Raw genomic sequence first — 17,648 nt, 5'->3', positions numbered from 1 at the left:
ATTCCTTTAAATGAATACGGGATAAACCGTCAAATATGACGCTTTAGCAATAAAAAATGCTGGAAATAAAAACACCTTTGGGAACCATTTCACTTTCAGTGTACAATACCCCCTGTTAATCCTTCACACCAATAGAATGCACGCCAATGACCCAAACGCTGTTTTATTTGTTGCCAACGCCATCAACACCAGAAGTCATGGATCTTAATCCCGTCTATCACTTGGCATGTGAATTGGCTCAGCACTATTTCATAAAGCAACAAAGCGTCTATATTCATTGTGAAAACAAAGAGCAAGCATATGCCATTGATGAGTTACTGTGGCTATTTCCCCCCAGTGCCTTTGTCCCACATAATCTAAAAGGTGAAGGCCCAGCAACTGGCGCCCCCGTTGAAATCGGCATGGATCCATTTGGACCCAATAAAAAACGCCATCAATTGATCAATCTTGCAGACCAAGTCCCCTCATTTGCGGTAAACTTTGGCCAGATTGTCGACTTTGTTGCAAACGATAAAGCACAAGCAAGGCTAAGGTATCATCAATATAGAACCTTAGGGATTGCACTAGCGACCCAAGATTTAGCAACACAACCCCTTAATTTAGTTTGAGAAGCACACGAACCCATGGAAAAAACATATCACCCGCAGTCCATTGAACAAGCTCTTTATCAAAACTGGGAAGAGCAAGGTTATTTTAAACCTCAGGGCGACGCGTCCCAAGGTAACTATTGCATCATGATCCCGCCACCTAATGTGACAGGTAGCTTACACATGGGCCATGCTTTTCAAGATACCATTATGGATACACTGACTCGTTATCAGCGTATGAAAGGCAAAAATACCCTTTGGCAAGTCGGTACCGATCACGCGGGTATTGCAACCCAAATGCTGGTTGAGCGTAAGCTTGCAAACGAAGAAGGCAAAAGCCGCCATGACTTAGGTCGAGAAAATTTTATAGACCGAATTTGGGACTGGAAAACTCAATCGGGCGGTACCATTACCAAACAGCTACGTCGTTTAGGCGCATCGGTTGATTGGGATCGTGAGCGCTTCACTATGGATGACGGCATGTCAGCCGCTGTACAAGAGGTTTTTGTCAGATTATATGATGACGAACTCATTTACCGTGGTAAAAGGCTGGTCAACTGGGATCCTGCATTACACACTGCCATTTCAGACTTAGAAGTCGAAAATAAAGAAAAACAAGGCAGCATGTGGCACTTTCGTTATCCATTAGCGGAAGGGGCCTTAACAAGCGACGGCAAAGATTACCTAGAAATTGCCACCACACGTCCTGAAACCTTATTAGGTGATAGCGCTGTTGCTGTTCATCCCGATGATGAACGCTATCAATCATTGATCGGCAAGTTTATTCATTTACCCATAGTCAACCGCCTCATCCCCATTGTTGCCGATGATTATGTAGATATGGAGTTTGGTACAGGTTGTGTCAAAATCACGCCTGCACATGATTTTAACGATTATGAAGTGGGTAAACGTCATCAATTACCCATGTTTAATGTGCTCACGTTCGATGCCGCTATTCGTACCACAGCAGAAGTGGTGAACAGCGATGGTAGCAGTAACAATGAGCTTGATAATACCCTTCCTGAACAATATGCAGGGTTAGATAGATTTAAGGCCCGCAACTTAGTCATTGAAGAGCTCGAAACCTTAGGTTTGCTTGGCGAGATTAAGCCTCACGCATTAAAAGTGCCTTATGGCGATCGTTCAGGGGTGGTGATTGAACCACTATTAACCGATCAATGGTATGTCTCTGTTGCTCCTATGGCTAAAACCGCCATGGAAGCTGTCGACAATGGCGATATCAAGTTTGTCCCTCAGCAATATGAGAATATGTACAACTCTTGGATGCGCGATATTCAGGATTGGTGTATCTCTCGTCAGCTTTGGTGGGGTCACCGTATTCCCGCTTGGTATGATGAAGCAGGTAAAGTCTATGTCGGTCGTGATGAAGCTGAAGTCCGTACTAAATATAAATTAGGCAACGATATCGTATTACGCCAAGATAACGATGTACTGGATACTTGGTTTAGCTCAGCCTTATGGACCTTTGCAACATTAGGTTGGCCTGACAACACTGAGGATTTAAAAGCATTCCATCCAACCGATGTGTTAGTGACAGGGTTTGATATTATTTTCTTCTGGGTCGCTCGCATGATCATGATGACCATGCACTTTATTAAGGATGAAAACGGTAAACCTCAAGTGCCCTTTAAAACGGTTTATGTTACGGGCCTTATCCGTGATGAAGCCGGTAACAAGATGTCAAAATCGAAAGGCAATGTGCTTGATCCTCTTGATATGATTGATGGTATTGATCTTGAGTCCTTAGTCGAGAAACGTACTGGCAATATGATGCAGCCTAAGCTTGCTGCAAAAATTGAAAAGAGTACCCGTAAAGAATTCAGTGATGGCATTGAAGCTCATGGTACCGACGCGCTACGTTTTACATTAGCCTCAATGGCTTCAACCGGTCGAGATATTAACTGGGATATGAAGCGCCTTGATGGATACCGTAGTTTCTGTAATAAAATTTGGAACGCCTCACGTTACGTATTAATGAATACAGAAGGTGAAGATTGCGGTATTGATGATAAGGGGAATCAAAGTGGCGAACTCACCTTGTCATTGGCCGATCGCTGGATAGTGAGTTTATTCAATCAAACGGTCAAAGCCTTTGACGAACATATGGCCAACTATCGTTTTGACTTAGCCGCCAATACGTTATACGAATTTACATGGAACCAATTCTGTGACTGGTATTTAGAACTCACTAAACCGGTTATGCAAAGCGGCAGCGAAAGCGAATTACGGGGTACTCGTCATACCTTGATCACAGTACTGGAAGCCATGCAACGCTTAATGCATCCTATCATGCCTTATATCACGGAAACCATTTGGCAACGGGTTAAACCACTGGCACTTGGCACAAGCGCTCAAACTGACAGCATCATGCTCAGCGCATTCCCTGAATATCAAGCAAGTCTTGTCGATAAAGAAGCCATGCTAGATATTGAATGGGTTAAACAAGTTATTGTTGCTGTTCGTAATATTCGTGCAGAATTGAATATTGCCCCATCTAAACCACTCAATGCCCTATTAAAAGGGGTGAGTGCTCAAGATAAACAGCGTCTTGATGCCAACCAAACCTTCTTCACCACACTGGCAAAACTTGAGTCAATGACGGTACTTGAGGCCAACGATGAAGCACCGATGTCAAGCACTCAGCTCATCGGCAATATGGAGCTGCTTATTCCAATGGCAGGGCTCATTGATGTTGCAGCTGAGATGGCCCGTATTGATAAGCAGCTCGATAAAGCCGCTAATGAATTTGCGCGAATAGATAAAAAACTATCAAACCAAGGGTTTGTAGCTAAAGCTCCTGCAGCCGTCATTGAAAAAGAGCGTGCAAAGCAAGCAGAATATCAACGCGATATCGACAAGTTAACTGAGCAAAAAGCCGAACTGGCTAAATTAGAAGGCTGATTGAGCACGACATTTTAATATCTCGGCTTACTAAAGCCAGTCACATTATTGATGTAACTGGCTTTTTTATTCATAAACCGACATATTTTTATCCTCTCCGATGAAAACAGTCATCACTTCCCATGCAAGAAATAACGCAACAGAACTGCCCCGAAAATAACGTCTTTCTACATTCCAATATTCATCTGATCTTAGCAAATAGGATTTAATGGCTGACTCTGCCGACAGTCAAAGTTAGTGTTTTCGGTCAAAATTAGGTAAAGTAACCAACCTAAAACAAAAAAAACACATCATTCCTCAAACGTTAACATTTATTCAATCCATCATAGCCTGTCACCAGGTCGATAAAAATAAATCCGTTTTGAGATAACTTGGGGTAAGACAAGATGAGTCAAAGTATTTCCCACACAGGTAATGATCTGCGTGAAGTCAAACAACTTGGCATGTGGGCATCCATTGCCAGCTTAAGTTATATTTTTTGGATGGTCGGTGGCATGGAGCTCATCGAACGTATTGCTTATTACGGGGTAAAAGCCAGTGCAGGCCTGTATGCAAAAGCACCCAATTCCGCTGGCGGCCTTGGCATAAGCTTAAGTGATTACGGAGTCATTATTTCAGCTTGGGCACTGATGCAAACCTTCATTCCTGTCTTTACTGGCGGCATCTCCGATAGAGTAGGCTATAAAGAAACGATTTTTGTGTCGACATTAATCAAAATTTCCGGCTATTTAGTCATGGCTTTTTTCCCCAGTTTTTGGGGTTTTTTAATCGGCGCCATGTTACTTGCAGGTGGTACAGGGATTTTCAAACCCGGTATTCAAGGCACCCTCGTTCTCTCCACTAACCGTAATAATTCTTCAATGGCTTGGGGCATTTTCTATCAAGTGGTGAATATCGGTGGTTTTTTAGGTCCCTTAGTTGCTGTACATATGCGACAACTGTCATGGGAAAATGTCTTCTTTGCCTGTGCGGCCATCATTTCATGCAACTTATTATTGCTCTTAGCTTATAAAGAACCCGGTAAAACAGAACGCTTAGCCCGCAACGCTAAAATAAAGTCCGGTGAGCTAAAACAAGAAATGCTATGGAAAGATGCATTACATGAACTCAAAAAGCCTGTCGTAATTTACTACATGCTGGTCTTTGCCGGTTTTTGGTTTTTGTTTAATGCGTTATTTGATGTGCTCCCCATTCACATTGCCGAATGGGTTGATACCAGCGTCATTGTCACCAGCTTATTTGGCGAAGCTGGCACCAGTAATGGTGTATTTCAGTTTTGGCTAGGCTTAGATAATGCAGGCACCAAAGTCATGCCAGAAGGTATGCTCAACCTCAATGCCGGCATGATCATGACCAGCTGTTTTCTTATCGCTGCCTTAACCGCCAAATATCGTATCACCAGTGCTATGTTAATGGGCTGTTTATTTAGTATTCTGGCTTTCGTGTTCATAGGGGCTACCAATGCCGCCTGGATGATAGTATTAGCCATCGCCTTATTTTCCATCGGTGAAATGATGATAAGCCCAAAGAAAAATGAATTCATGGGTAACATTGCGCCAGAAGGAAAAAAAGCCATGTATTTAGGTTTTGTAATGTTACCTCAAGGGATTGGCTGGGGCTTAGAAGGCTATTTTGGCCCAAAACTGTATGAACATTTTGCTTCTAAAGAGCGTTTTTCACGAGAACTGCTTGCCGAACGTGGTATGAGTGAAAACGCCATTGCAGCCATCCCTCAAGGAGAAGCCTTTGATACTTTAGTTGCCTATACCGGCGAAAGCGCGACACAATTAACCCAATTTTTGTATCAAACCCACGATATCGGCATGGCTTGGTATATTATTGGGGGAATTGGTGCCATTTCCGCCGTGGGGATTTTCTTGTACGGTCAATGGTTATATCGTTTGCAAAAACAACAAGCCTAAGGTTTGTCCCTTTTAACGTAAAAGCGAATATTGACTCGGTATTCGCTTTTACGCTTTAAGCGCGATTTCATCCAAGGTTAGCCCACGAGCCTGCCCCACAGCTAAATGATTATCCAGCACAATATGCCCAACAGACACTCGATGTAAAGCCAATACAGGATTTCTAAAGCGGCCAAACATACGCTTAATTTGATGATAACGCCCTTCCATTAACGTCACTTGAGCCACATATTCACTGAGGATCTCAAGTTCAGCAGGTAACGTAGTAATATCTTCATAGGAAAAATACATCCCCTTTTTAAAGGCTGATATATATTCATTAGTTAATGGATTTTTAAGGGTGACCCAATACACCTTTTTGACTTTTTTATTCGGTGACATCAAAGCACTAGACCAGCGGCCATCATTGGTTAGCAATAACAACCCAGAAGTATTGAGATCGAGTCTGCCCACAATGTGCAATGTATCGATATTAGTCTCACTTACAGTCAATCCAGATGTCGCTAAACAATCAATCACGGTTTTATGCTGCTTGTCCTTTGTCGCACTCACCACCCCAATCGGTTTGTGTAACATAATATAAGTAGGTTGATTCTGCTGCAGGGTGTCCCCATTTACACAAATCTGGGAGAATTCATCAATAAGCAAGCCCCTATCTTTAGCTAAATGACCATCAACCCAGATTTGATTTTTAGCCAGCATGAGCTGTACTTGCCTAGCACTGACTTGCAAATTTTTAATGATAAATCGATCTAACCGACCTCGTTTTGACTGCATGAAACCCTCATTCAAGCAACATATCGACACTGCTTTGTATAAACACTATTTTATCGGTACGACTTTATAAGCACAGCGCCTTGCGCCTTCAATAATATGCTCTTCACGGCTCACCGTTGCACAAGCTTCAAATAAACGTTGAAAAAGCTGTAATTCAGAGCGACAAAAATTTAAACACTGACTCGCTGCCGCACAAATAGGACAATGATTTTCCAATAACCAATAAAAATCCCCTTCTTGCTCGATGCTGGCCATGTAACCTTCATCAGTCCTCAACTGCTTAAGCACCTCTAATTTATCAATGAGGCTGGTTTTATTTCCCATCGCTTCTAAATATAAATCTAATGACGTCGACTCCCTGTGATCAATCAATTGCTCTAACCCTTGCTCACCAAAGATTGTTTTTACAGAATCAATCAATTGTACCGTCAATTCAGGATGGCGATCCGTAAAATGACTGTTACTTTGCGTGGTGAGTGACCAAAAGCGAGTAGGCCGCCCTCTTACGGCTTTCTTATCTTCAAAAACCACATCACCACTGTCTTCAAGTCCTTGTAAGTGCTGACGAACACCCATGGTCGTTAGCACTAATTCTTCAGCTAACACCTTCGCGGTCAATGGTCCTCGCGTTTTAAGCATTTGTACTATTTTCTCACTGGTTTTCACTTCCGCCCTCCTTTATGACTCATGGCTATGATTATCCATCAATACTGAAATCATGTTGCTCGTCCACTATTATTACTCATATGACAATTAAGTAAACTTTTTTCTTTACTTTATTAAGTAAAGCATTTACTTTATTTAATAAGAGAGCAAAAAAGGATAACAGAAAATGAAATTACTCATTGTCAGCAGCAGCCAAAGGGAAGGCTCACAAAGTGCTAAAGTGGCGCAATACTTACTCGATACCAATACATTATTTGATGAAGCCAATCACTTAGAACTGTGTCGCTACTCACTCCCTTTTTGGGATGGCGACAGCCAAACAAAATCAGCCAATGGCAGTGTTTGGCCCTTTATTAGCCAGCAGGTGAAACAAGCTGATGCCCTTGTTTTAATTACCCCAGAGTGGGGCGGAATGGCGTCCCCATTACTGAAAAACTTTCTTCTCATGTGTGAAAATCAAGAGACAGCGCATAAACCGGCTTTATTGGTGTCGGTCGTGAGTGGAATAAGTGGTGCGTACCCGATTGCAGAATTGCGCATGAATGCATTAAAAAATAACAAACTGGTTGCCACCCCAGACCACCTGATCATTAGAAATGTCACTGACGTCTTAAATACCGCGACGGCTGAAAGTGACAGAGAGTACGATTTAAGAGAAAGAGTCAATTACAGTGTGCATATGCTACATCAATATGCCAAAGCACTGCGACCAATACGCCAACGACATGCATCCACACCTTACCCGAAACAACAAGAGTATGTTTACGGTATGTAATTTACCCATGTCATATTTATCAATTTTAAGGAAAAAATGATGATCCAACTCGAACATATTAATCTCGTCGTTAAAGATATTGCTAAGTCACTGAATTTTTATCAAACCATTTTCCCTCACTGGCGTATACGCGGAGGCGATGAAGGCACTTGGTATGGCAAACCGAGAAACTGGGTTCACTTTGGTGATAACTATCAATATCTCAGCCTGAATGATAACGGAGAAGGAGAAAATCGCAATCTAAGCGGACACCAAGTGGGCCTCGCGCACTTCGCTTTTGTCACCCATGATCTCCAAGGCATTATCAAGCGATTAAAAGCCATTGGTTACGACATCGATAAAGAGGGTGCTGACAGCCCTCATAGAGAAAACGTTTATTACATCGATCCTGATGGTTATGAAGTGGAATTTGTGCAATATAAAAGTGATGTGCCCAGTGAACGCAACTTATATGATTGAATAAATGAAAAAGCAGTTTGATACTCAAATCGACTACTGGATCTGATCGATTTGAGTATCACACTAAAAAACCAATAAAATTCGCTTGGCTTTTTACCTTTAGGGTTAGGTAATCAGCTAATATATTTCAGATACTTAGCTGGAACAATCCGCACTAACCAATGCCCCCACGCCCAAGGCCAATTGGGAGCATAACAAGTTGCTTTTTCAGCTTCAATACCTTTAACTATCGCTCGGCATCCGGTTTCTGTATCAACAATAAAAGGAACTTTTTTCACTTTTTCATTCATTTCACTGCGAATAAAACCTGGATGCACACAGGTCACATTAATTGGCGTATCTAAACAGTCAATACGGATCCCTTCAGTCATAGATGTTAATGCAGACTTGGTAGCGGCGTACACTGTCAATGCACGCCTAAATCCTCTTAACGCACTAAATGAGGAAATTGTCACTAAATGACCTGCATTTTGCTCTCTAAATATTTCCATTGCTGCTTCGGCTTGAGCCAATGCGGCAATAAAATTAGTTTGCGCTGTTTGTTTATTAATGCGAAAAGACCCCGTTCCAATCGTCACACCTTTACCTATACCAGCATTAATAATAACACGATCGATACCTGATAATGCCTCATTGCACTCATTGAAAACATCAAATACTTGACTATGATCATTGACATCAAGTTGTCTAATCACAACTTGGATACTTGGATTCAAATTGAGTAAGCTTTTTTGTAATTCCTCAAGTTTGTCGAACCGTCTAGCACACAAGGCTAAATTTCGTCCTTTTTTCGCAAATTCAATGGCCATCCCTCGCCCTAAGCCTGAACTTGCTCCTGTGATTAAAATATTCTGCCGCATAAATCCATCTCTGTGCTGATTAGTTAATAAGCAGGCTACTGATTATTCAATAAAATGTAAACAATATAGGGTAAACAATTGGTTTATTCTCTGACCTTAGTTACACTATTTATTTCAACTGAATAACGAGTCGAATATGACCCCTCTCGCTGAATTTACCTGCCAATATAAATTGGATAGAAACTATTATATTGAATGTTATGAGGAGTCTACCAAAGCCCCCGCATCACTACGAATTTACAACAAATCAATTATCTTTGTTATCATAGGTATCTCAATGTTACTAACACAATTAAATTCATATGCTTCATGGTTCTTGATTGCCCTAGGTATACTTGAAGCATTCAGTATTAAATTTAAAAAATCTTGGTGGTTAATGCGACAAATGATGAGTAGATCTGCTAATAGTAATATTCAACTGACAATTAACGAGCAACATATTAAAATTGACTCGTATTATGTTAATACAACACTTCTTTGGAATGAAATAAATCAAATCATAAAAACACAAAAAGGGTTCGTTATTTCTCATAATAAAACACGACACTATCTCTCAAACAAACACCTCAACGAGGCCATCATTGAATTCATAAACAATAAAGTAAAAATTGAATAATACAAATAAATTCATATTGATAGGTAAACATTAAAATCATATAAAGCGGCCAGATTACAGAATATTTAAATATAATTGTATTTAAAAAGAACAACAAATAATAATAGGTTTAGACAAGTAAACGTAAAATAGTTATTGCCGTTTTGAGTGGTTCACTGTTTTATGAAAGTAACATAAAAACTTAAATTAATTTAAAGGATAAATAAAAAGCAACAATAAGGAACCACTCAAAAAAATCTTCATTATAGATGTAAGTCTTCCACATTAAATGAATTATATAAAAAGCACTTCAAACAAGCTGTATCACTTTGCATCAAAACCCACATAAATACTACTGAAATGCCTTATAAATGGTATTCTATAGCTCTTGGTTTATTTTATGACAAGGAACAAAGTCAGCAATTGGCCTTAGCAAGCCTCTTTTTCTCACTGAAGAGTGATAAAACAAATAACCAAGTTAAATAACAAGTTATAAATTTTACTTAAAATGTACTCATTTTAGTGTTTCTGTCATACAGTGCGAAACACAATGATATTAAGGTGCGGCCAATCAATATGCTTATCAAACCCGACCACCCAGATTAAATTGTAATCAAGTGATAGTGAGATTATTCCTCTTCAAGGCATTTGTCACGGTAAGCATGAGACATACATATACCCTAAGCCCTTTTTGATCAGCTTTCTTCTATCAATGACAATTTTCGATTAAAGGCTAAACTAAAAGAATGACAGCTTAGTGTTGAAAATAATGAACATATAAAACTGTCGCAATAAGACATGACAGCTTTATTTAAACACAGTTAGAAATAGGTTTTACAATTGGTGCTACGATCTATCATAAAATGTATACCCATCACTTTGACTACTCATTTTCTAATGTGTGGAGAGGTCTGCGCAGCCAAAAGCAAAAATTATCAAGTATGGCAACTATTTCCAAAATTTAACCTGACATTTTCAAAGCAACTATTATGTCATTTTCAGGTCAAATTAAAATGGCTACTTAACTTTTTTAAACCAATATGTATTTTATCAAGCTATCATAAACTCATGAAATGGCATAATGACTCACCTAAAATAAAGTCATTAATACTCAATGCCAACACAGAAAAAGATATTTTATTCAAAATGATAGACAAAGAAACAAATAAAACACTGGCAGAAGTGAAGTTAACAGTCACTCCTGCTTCAACACCACATTTAAGGCGAACATTTCGCAAAGCATGGAGTCTATTCTAATGGCCCTCCCCCAATCTAATCATAGAGTTCTATTAGTAGAAGACGATATTCGTCTTGCTAACTTAATTGTGGATTATTTAAAATCACATGGCATGCACGTGGAGGTAGAAAGGCGAGGTGATACAGTCTTAAAGCGCCTCATCCATTATAAGCCAGATATCATCATTTTAGATATCATGCTGCCGGGCATGGATGGCTTAACCTTATGTGAAAAGTTGCCAGACTATTTTTCGGGTCCCATCTTACTCATGAGTGCACTTGCCTCTAATGAAGATCAAATTAAAGGCTTAGAAATGGGCGCTGATGACTATGTGGTCAAGCCTGTGGATCCAGCTCTATTATTGGCGCGGATCAATAATTTATTAAAAAGAAAGCTCCAACCACAAAAAACTGAATCTCACTGCTTAAGCTTTGGTAAATTGAGCATTGATCCACACACTCAGGTTATACGCCTAGGTCAAACAGAAATTGATCTCACTAATCATGAATTTGAGTTGTTATGGCTACTGGCCTCACAAGCGGGTCAAGTGTTAAGCAGGCAATATATATATCAATACTTACTCAACATTGACTTCGATGGAAAAGATAGAAAAATTGATGTCAGAATATCCCGTTTAAGAAAAAAACTAGGCGATAATATTGAAACACCTTTCAGAATTAAGACCGTCTGGGGACAAGGTTATTTATTTGCTCCAGAAGCATGGAACAATTAATTCTAGGTTAATGGTTTGAAACGCCTTTTTATTAGCCTTTACCTTCTGCTCAGCCTAAGCTTTCTTGGCATAGGCTGGACATTAGACAGTTTTTGGCAACATAAGACTGACGAAAATATTGTTGAAAAAGCACCACTTATAGCATTAGCTCAAGTTTTATCTCAATTACCTGAAAGTGATCGCGCGTCATATTTAAACAATATTACGCATTTTTCTGATTTTCCATTATCACTGATGAATATTGAACAGCTTGCCTTGACGAATAAACATCATTTAAAAAGTGATTCGCTAATCGCGCTTTCTCCAAAACCCCATAGTGAACTGTATTTCATTGCTGTCGGCAACCAAGCATTAATGATTGGTCCTCTGAAATTAAACCACAGTACAAAACTTAACAGTCTATTTAACCTATTTTTTTACCTCTCTATAGTCCTTATCAGCTTTCTGTGTGTGTGGCCTTTACTTAAAGACTTAAAAACACTCAATACAGCAGCAAAGCAACTTAATATGGCTCAGTGGAATACAAGAGTGACAGCGTCAAAAAACTCTCAAATATATGATTTATCAAATATATTTAACAAGATGGCGAATCATATTTCTCACCTTATCGATAATCAAACCCATTTATTGAACGCCGTCTCTCATGAGATCCGTACACCACTCTCTCGATTGAAATTTGCACTCGCACTTATCTTACAATATGCCAAGCCTCATATCCCTAATCAAAAACAACTCGTTGAAAACACAAATCAAGATATTGATGAAATAGAAGCATTATTAGAAGAGCTTCTAAGCTACACCAGTTTAGACCCTCAATTTCAACAACCAAAACTGGAACCAGTAGAAATCAATCAATTAGTGGAAAAAACAATTAAACGATTGCAAACTCACCAAAAAAAAATCATTACTTTCATACCTTTAGAAGTACAAACACAAGTTACCATTAATGCCATATTAATCGATCGAGCATTGCAGAACTTAATTACTAATGCACAGAAATTTGGTGATCAATCAGTTATTGTCGAAATCAATAAAGATAGCAAAGCCGTTGAAATATCGGTGACTGATGACGGTGAAGGCATTGCAATCTCTGAACAAGAAAAAATATTTGAGCCTTTCTATCGAAGTCAGCAACAAAAACAATACGGACCTAGAGGTTATGGTCTTGGGCTTGCTATTGTCAAACGTATCATGAATAAACATCAAGGATCTGCAACACTAGAAAGTAGTCAAGGAAAAACAACATTTAGCTTACACTTACCTTTAGACCCGTGATACTTGAAGATGCAGGGTTCAGCTGGAATTAAAAGCCTGATAGACAAGGCTTTGAACAGCGTGCCTAGTGATTCTAAGCTAATGTTCAGTAACGCAGTATAAAAGACTTTTAAACCAGCCCCTTGGGAGCCTGTAAAATCACCTGCATCGAAGTTGCAGCATCTTAAAAGGCATAAAAGCATTTCTGCAATAATACGCCTTGAATTAGGTCCTTTTACAGGCTCTGAAAACATGCATCTTCAAGTATCACGGGTTTATCATCTGTTCATTCTTCGGAATAAAGATCGAGCTCACCATTGTGCTTACTGCTCTGTTCAATAGACTTAGCCTTTTTCGCTTTTAACACAGCTAATTGCCTGCGCCGCTTCCTCTGTTTACATAACCTCAGTACCAATTGCTTCTGACCATCAGAATATTCCAGCCAATGAAAACGTTCATCTCGGCTTCGAAAGCAGCCCAAACAATAGCCTCGAGCATCACTTTGACACACGTTAATGCAAGGACTTGGGATCTCAAAAAACTCTAACTGCTGCATAAATTAAAGATAACTGAGATCATGATAAAAGGTTAAATGATTTTAAAATAGCCCTCTATTACCTTTTAATATAAAAACATACAACCTATTTAAAAACAAAAGATTATAATTATAAACCTGTACTGTTTGACTAAGTGATAGTCCTAACCTACAGTTAAAGATTGTAAAAAAATCAAGTCATTCTCTTAGCGGCTATTTATCTTTGAAGATGATTTCGGCAGCAATTTATGGGGAACTTAAGGCGAGGCTAAGCTTATGAGTACAATAATTCTCGATTTTGATCCCAGATGTCGCGCTACTTTCTCCATTAAATTTGGAGTCGTCGGCTTAAGGTCAAGTGTCACTCTACCTTACCCAGCTAATATTTAAGAACGAAAAGATGTCATCTTTACATGGATGTAAATGATCGGAGTAAATACGTAAATAAATCAGTAATAAAGCAAAGCAGACGCCACAAACGCAGTCCTCATTCTGGTATTGAAAAAGCTCGAATGAAGTAAGTATTACACTTTTATATTAAAAGTGACTTAGAAAGCCAAGTAGAACTTTTAATACTTTGATTTAGATAGATTTACCTAAAACGAAATTCAATCAGGATTGATTAACTATCCCAACTAAATTCGCTTTTCTTCTAATAGCTCAAAAGTAATAAGGAGAAGTAATGAGTCTAGAGCATGATATACAAGCCTCACGGTTTACAGCACAAGACATCAAAAATAACTTTACAGATCTTCACCCCGCACTAAGCATAAAACAGGCCTTAGTCGCTAGTGAGCGTTGCTTGTTTTGCTATGATGCACCCTGTATACAAGCTTGTCCAACTAAAATAGATATCCCCTTATTTATCAAACAAATAAACACTAACAATGCTCACGGCGCAGCAAAGGAAATTCTTTCAGCTAATATTTTAGGCGGCAGCTGCGCTAAAGTTTGTCCAACAGAGACCTTATGCGAACAAGCTTGTGTCAGAAACCTCAAAGAAGAAGCACCTGTCGATATCGCATTACTACAAAGGTATGCCATCGATCACTTAGATCATTCTCAAGGCTATCCTTTTAAACGTTCACCTACAACCGGGAAACATATTGCCGTTATTGGAGCTGGGCCTGCAGGTCTAGCCTGCGCGCATAGGCTCGCTCAAAACGGACATAAAATTACTATTTACGAAGCGGCTAAAAAAAGTGGGGGACTAAATGAATACGGCATAGCACAATACAAATTAGTCGATGATTATGCCCAAAAGGAAATTGATTTTGTATTAAAAATAGGAGGAATAGACATACAATATGAAACGGCACTCGGTTCTGATATCAGTTTAACCTCATTACGTAATAACCATGATGCCGTCTTTATCGCCATTGGATTAAACGCGACAAATACACTCAATATTCCAGGAGAAAATCTAAAAGGTGTTGAAGATGCCATCGATTATATTAGCCAGTTAAGACAATCTGGCGACATGACAGATTTGCCTGTTGGTCGCCGCATTGTCATTATTGGTGCAGGTATGACAGCAATTGATATTGCTGTACAAAGTAAAAAACTGGGCGCTGAAGAAGTCAGCATAGTTTATCGTCGAAATCAGCAAAATATGGGGGCTTCACAATATGAACAGGAACTTGCCCTCACTCATGGGATCCGCTTCGTTTTTAATGCTCAGCCTCACCAAATATTAGGAAATAAACAAGGTGCTACGCACATTCAATTCAAGCAAACAACAGAAAATAGTGAAGGCCAACTTATCACTACAGATAATATTATTGAATTACCTTGCGATGTTATTTTTAAAGCTATAGGGCAAAAATTAAACTCATCTGTATTGGCACACAACACCGACCCCATTCCTGCACTCGATACACGAGGAAGACTCAAAGTTAATCGCCAATTTAGAACCTCATTAGATAATGTGTATGCTGGAGGAGATGCTATTAATGGCTTAGATCTTGTCGTTGAAGCCGTCTCACATGGTAATCAGGCGGCGGCGGCTATCCACAAACAACTCAAGAAATAAGAGGCAGAATTATGGCAAACTTGGCATGTGAGTTTATCGGCATCAAATCCATTAACCCTTTTTGGTTAGCTTCAGCCCCTCCAACCGATAAAGCCTATAATGTTGTCCGCGCTTTTGAAGCGGGTTGGGGAGGAGTAGTATGGAAAACATTAGGCGAAGATCCTAATGCCATCAATGTCTCTTCCCGTTATGGTGTTCACTATGGACAAAACAGGCAAGTAATTGGTTTTAATAATATTGAACTCATTACAGATCGCCCATTGCAAGTCAATCTAGATGAAATAACACAAGTCAAAAAAGACTGGCCAGATAGAGTCATTATCGTGTCCTTAATGGTGCCATGTGAAGAAGCCCCTTGGAAACGTATCCTCAAAAAAGTGGAGGCAACGGGTGCAGATGGTATTGAACTTAATTTTGGCTGTCCCCATGGAATGCCTGAGCGAGGAATGGGAGCTGCTGTGGGCCAAGTACCAGAATATATAGAAATGGTCACCCGTTGGTGTAAAAAGCATTCCTCACTGCCTGTTATTGTCAAACTCACCCCCAACATCACAGATATTCGTGCTCCAGCAGAAGCCGCGATCAGAGGGGGCGCCGATGCAGTAAGCCTAATCAACACCATTAACTCTATCACTTCAGTGGATCTCGATAAAATGTCACCAGAGCCTTGTGTCGATGGAAAAAGTACCCATGGCGGTTATTGTGGCCCAGCGGTCAAACCTATCGCACTGAATATGGTATCAGAAATAGCCCGTCATCCTACCACAACAAACATACCAATCTCTGGCATTGGGGGCATATCCAACTGGCGTGACGCTGCCGAATTTATTTCTTTAGGGGCTATGAATGTTCAAGTTTGCACCGCAGCAATGTTATTTGGGTTTAAAATTATCAAAGAAATGTGCACTGGACTCAGTGATTGGATGGACAAAAAAGGTTACGTCAATATTAACGATTTCAGTGGTGCTGCAATCGCTAATACCATAGATTGGAAATACTTAAATATGAATTATAAACGTATTGCCTTAATCAATCAGGATCACTGTATTCAATGTGGTCGTTGCTACGCTGCCTGTGAAGATACGTCACATCAATCAATTGCCATCACTGAACACGCAGGCATGAAACAATATTCTATCATAGAAGAAGAATGTGTAGGCTGTAATTTATGCCAAGTCACTTGCCCTGAACCACAAGCCATTTCAATGATAGATGTCGATACAGGAAAGCCATACCTTAACTGGACTCAAGATCCCCGTAATCCATTACGAGACAAAATCGACTAACACCTTTCCCCCTCTCTTTTACTTTTAAAGAGGGGGAAACATGTCTTTATGCCACTCGGTTATGCAATTCTTTTCCTGCAAGATAGGATGTTAAATTTTTTACCACAATATCCATTAACTTCTGACGCGCTTCGATTGTTGCCCAAGCATTATGAGGAGAAAGAGAGATATTTTTCAGTTTTAAAAAAGGGTGATTGTTTGCTGGGGGTTCTGTCGATAATACGTCCAGCCCAGCAAAAGCCAATTGTCCATGACTTAATGCAGCAAATAAAGCCATTTCGTCGATAAGCTCGCCCCGTGCAGTATTAATTAATACCGCAGTGGGTTTCATTTTAGCCAAAGCGATATCATCAATCAGTCTATGTGTGTCTGACGTTAAAGGACAATGCAGTGACAAGTAATCAGCATGCGCTAACACCTCATCCAAACTCTGCCAAATAATACCATGGGGCAAATCGGTCATTTTTGTCCGTGAGTAAACTCTTACCTGCATATCAAATGCAAGCCCTATCTTAGCCACTTTTTGAGCAATATGGCCAAAACCAACAAGTCCAAGCACTTTATTCTTCAACGAATGCAGTGGTGATAAACTGAAGGAAAAATCACTACGTTGTAACCACTCTCCAGCTTTAACCGCTTGACTATGCTCAGCAACTTGTTGAGTGAAATGTAATATATGTGCAAAGACCGCTTGGGCGACGGAATCAGATGCATAATTAGGTGCATTTGTCACAACAATGCCCTTTGAAGCTGCAACATCTAAGTCAATAATATTCACTCCCGTGGCTAAGACACCAATATAACGTAATTGGGGTAATTCACAGAGTATTTCGGCACTTAAAGCAACTTTATTGGTTAAAATTACATCTGCATCTTTGGCCCTTGAAATGACGTCATGACTTGCTGTTCTGTCATAACACATTAATTCACCAAGGGCTGATAATCCCTGCCAGCTCAAGTCACCTCGGTTTAATGTAAAAGCATCTAAAATTACAATTTTCATCAAAG

General features: G+C 39.7%; 16 protein-coding genes. 11 read left to right on the top strand and 5 right to left on the bottom strand.

Features of this window, described 5'->3' with window-relative positions:
- Positions 1–146 precede the first annotated feature (146 nt).
- The 3 genes from Q0976_RS02980 (at position 147) to Q0976_RS02970 (ending at position 5,431) form a co-directional block, all read left to right on the top strand.
- Positions 147–608, top strand: coding sequence for a DNA polymerase III subunit chi (locus tag Q0976_RS02980; RefSeq protein WP_299490819.1), 462 nt, complete (start codon positions 147–149; stop codon positions 606–608).
- A gap of 15 nt (positions 609–623) precedes the next feature.
- Complete coding sequence (locus Q0976_RS02975) at positions 624–3,509, top strand: valine--tRNA ligase (RefSeq protein WP_299490817.1); 2,886 nt, start codon at positions 624–626, stop codon at positions 3,507–3,509.
- Positions 3,510–3,895: 386 nt separating this feature from the next.
- Complete coding sequence (locus Q0976_RS02970) at positions 3,896–5,431, top strand: MFS transporter (protein ID WP_299490815.1); 1,536 nt, start codon at positions 3,896–3,898, stop codon at positions 5,429–5,431.
- A 48-nt stretch (positions 5,432–5,479) separates the two neighbouring features.
- Here Q0976_RS02970 and Q0976_RS02965 read toward each other — a convergent pair whose 3' ends face one another.
- Together Q0976_RS02965 and Q0976_RS02960 are read right to left on the bottom strand one after the other, a co-directional pair.
- Complete coding sequence (locus Q0976_RS02965) at positions 5,480–6,208, bottom strand: 16S rRNA pseudouridine(516) synthase (protein WP_299490814.1); 729 nt, start codon at positions 6,206–6,208, stop codon at positions 5,480–5,482.
- 45 nt (positions 6,209–6,253) lie between these two features.
- Positions 6,254–6,874 (bottom strand): metalloregulator ArsR/SmtB family transcription factor, encoded by a 621-nt coding sequence (locus Q0976_RS02960; RefSeq protein ID WP_299490813.1) that lies wholly within the window; start codon positions 6,872–6,874, stop codon positions 6,254–6,256.
- A 166-nt stretch (positions 6,875–7,040) separates the two neighbouring features.
- Here Q0976_RS02960 and Q0976_RS02955 point away from each other — a divergent pair, with 166 nt between their 5' ends.
- Both Q0976_RS02955 and Q0976_RS02950 read left to right on the top strand, forming a co-directional pair.
- A complete protein-coding gene (locus Q0976_RS02955; protein WP_299490811.1) occupies positions 7,041–7,649 on the top strand; it encodes an NAD(P)H-dependent oxidoreductase in 609 nt (202 codons plus the stop codon).
- A gap of 39 nt (positions 7,650–7,688) precedes the next feature.
- The gene (locus tag Q0976_RS02950) at positions 7,689–8,108 is read left to right on the top strand and encodes a VOC family protein (protein ID WP_299491077.1); all 420 of its coding nucleotides are present in this window, start codon (positions 7,689–7,691) and stop codon (positions 8,106–8,108) included.
- A gap of 113 nt (positions 8,109–8,221) precedes the next feature.
- Here the strand turns inward: Q0976_RS02950 and Q0976_RS02945 are convergent, their stop codons facing one another.
- Positions 8,222–8,968 carry an SDR family oxidoreductase gene (locus Q0976_RS02945; protein ID WP_299490809.1) on the bottom strand — a complete coding sequence of 249 codons (747 nt, stop codon included), beginning with the start codon at positions 8,966–8,968 and terminating at the stop codon, positions 8,222–8,224.
- A gap of 136 nt (positions 8,969–9,104) precedes the next feature.
- Here Q0976_RS02945 and Q0976_RS02940 point away from each other — a divergent pair, with 136 nt between their 5' ends.
- The 4 genes from Q0976_RS02940 to Q0976_RS02925 all read left to right on the top strand — a co-directional run bounded on the left by Q0976_RS02940 (position 9,105) and on the right by Q0976_RS02925 (position 12,808).
- On the top strand, positions 9,105–9,584 hold the full coding sequence (locus Q0976_RS02940) for a YcxB family protein (protein WP_299490808.1): 480 nt from the start codon (positions 9,105–9,107) through the stop codon (positions 9,582–9,584).
- A gap of 876 nt (positions 9,585–10,460) precedes the next feature.
- Entirely contained in the window at positions 10,461–10,820 is a 360-nt protein-coding gene (locus Q0976_RS02935; RefSeq protein ID WP_299491074.1) for a DUF3019 domain-containing protein, read from the top strand.
- Positions 10,820–11,533, top strand: coding sequence for a response regulator (locus tag Q0976_RS02930; protein ID WP_299490806.1), 714 nt, complete (start codon positions 10,820–10,822; stop codon positions 11,531–11,533). The genes Q0976_RS02935 and Q0976_RS02930 overlap by 1 nt, the downstream gene beginning before the upstream one ends.
- A 15-nt stretch (positions 11,534–11,548) precedes the next feature.
- Complete coding sequence (locus Q0976_RS02925; protein ID WP_299490804.1) at positions 11,549–12,808, top strand: ATP-binding protein; 1,260 nt, start codon at positions 11,549–11,551, stop codon at positions 12,806–12,808.
- 265 nt (positions 12,809–13,073) lie between these two features.
- Here the strand turns inward: Q0976_RS02925 and Q0976_RS02920 are convergent, their stop codons facing one another.
- Positions 13,074–13,343, bottom strand: a complete 270-nt coding sequence (locus Q0976_RS02920; RefSeq protein WP_299490801.1) for a DUF1289 domain-containing protein — start codon at positions 13,341–13,343, stop codon at positions 13,074–13,076.
- Positions 13,344–14,004: 661 nt separating this feature from the next.
- Between Q0976_RS02920 and Q0976_RS02915 the strand changes: the two genes are divergently transcribed.
- Positions 14,005–15,354: an NAD(P)-dependent oxidoreductase gene (locus tag Q0976_RS02915; protein ID WP_299490799.1), complete on the top strand. Its 1,350-nt coding sequence runs from the start codon at positions 14,005–14,007 to the stop codon at positions 15,352–15,354.
- Positions 15,355–15,365: 11 nt separating this feature from the next.
- Positions 15,366–16,640 carry an NAD-dependent dihydropyrimidine dehydrogenase subunit PreA gene (preA, locus tag Q0976_RS02910; RefSeq protein WP_299490796.1) on the top strand — a complete coding sequence of 425 codons (1,275 nt, stop codon included), beginning with the start codon at positions 15,366–15,368 and terminating at the stop codon, positions 16,638–16,640.
- 46 nt (positions 16,641–16,686) lie between these two features.
- On the opposite strand, the gene Q0976_RS02905 is transcribed toward preA, so the two are convergent.
- On the bottom strand, positions 16,687–17,643 hold the full coding sequence (locus Q0976_RS02905) for a D-2-hydroxyacid dehydrogenase (RefSeq protein WP_299490794.1): 957 nt from the start codon (positions 17,641–17,643) through the stop codon (positions 16,687–16,689).
- Positions 17,644–17,648: the final 5 nt, after the last annotated feature.

This window comes from uncultured Shewanella sp. (assembly GCF_947501665.1).
GTDB lineage: Bacteria > Pseudomonadota > Gammaproteobacteria > Enterobacterales > Shewanellaceae > Shewanella.
The sequence above is the reverse complement of the archived record's forward strand: the minus strand, read 5'-3'. Positions and strand labels throughout refer to the sequence as shown.

Coding starts and splice junctions, on each gene's coding strand:
- Q0976_RS02980 (WP_299490819.1), top strand. CDS start 147: ATGACCCAAACGCTGTTTTATTTGTTGCCAACGCCATCAACACCAGAA.
- Q0976_RS02975 (WP_299490817.1), top strand. CDS start 624: ATGGAAAAAACATATCACCCGCAGTCCATTGAACAAGCTCTTTATCAA.
- Q0976_RS02970 (WP_299490815.1), top strand. CDS start 3,896: ATGAGTCAAAGTATTTCCCACACAGGTAATGATCTGCGTGAAGTCAAA.
- Q0976_RS02965 (WP_299490814.1), bottom strand. CDS start 6,208: ATGCAGTCAAAACGAGGTCGGTTAGATCGATTTATCATTAAAAATTTG.
- Q0976_RS02955 (WP_299490811.1), top strand. CDS start 7,041: ATGAAATTACTCATTGTCAGCAGCAGCCAAAGGGAAGGCTCACAAAGT.
- Q0976_RS02950 (WP_299491077.1), top strand. CDS start 7,689: ATGATCCAACTCGAACATATTAATCTCGTCGTTAAAGATATTGCTAAG.
- Q0976_RS02945 (WP_299490809.1), bottom strand. CDS start 8,968: ATGCGGCAGAATATTTTAATCACAGGAGCAAGTTCAGGCTTAGGGCGA.
- Q0976_RS02940 (WP_299490808.1), top strand. CDS start 9,105: ATGACCCCTCTCGCTGAATTTACCTGCCAATATAAATTGGATAGAAAC.
- Q0976_RS02935 (WP_299491074.1), top strand. CDS start 10,461: ATGTGTGGAGAGGTCTGCGCAGCCAAAAGCAAAAATTATCAAGTATGG.
- Q0976_RS02930 (WP_299490806.1), top strand. CDS start 10,820: ATGGCCCTCCCCCAATCTAATCATAGAGTTCTATTAGTAGAAGACGAT.
- Q0976_RS02920 (WP_299490801.1), bottom strand. CDS start 13,343: ATGCAGCAGTTAGAGTTTTTTGAGATCCCAAGTCCTTGCATTAACGTG.
- Q0976_RS02915 (WP_299490799.1), top strand. CDS start 14,005: ATGAGTCTAGAGCATGATATACAAGCCTCACGGTTTACAGCACAAGAC.
- preA (WP_299490796.1), top strand. CDS start 15,366: ATGGCAAACTTGGCATGTGAGTTTATCGGCATCAAATCCATTAACCCT.
- Q0976_RS02905 (WP_299490794.1), bottom strand. CDS start 17,643: ATGAAAATTGTAATTTTAGATGCTTTTACATTAAACCGAGGTGACTTG.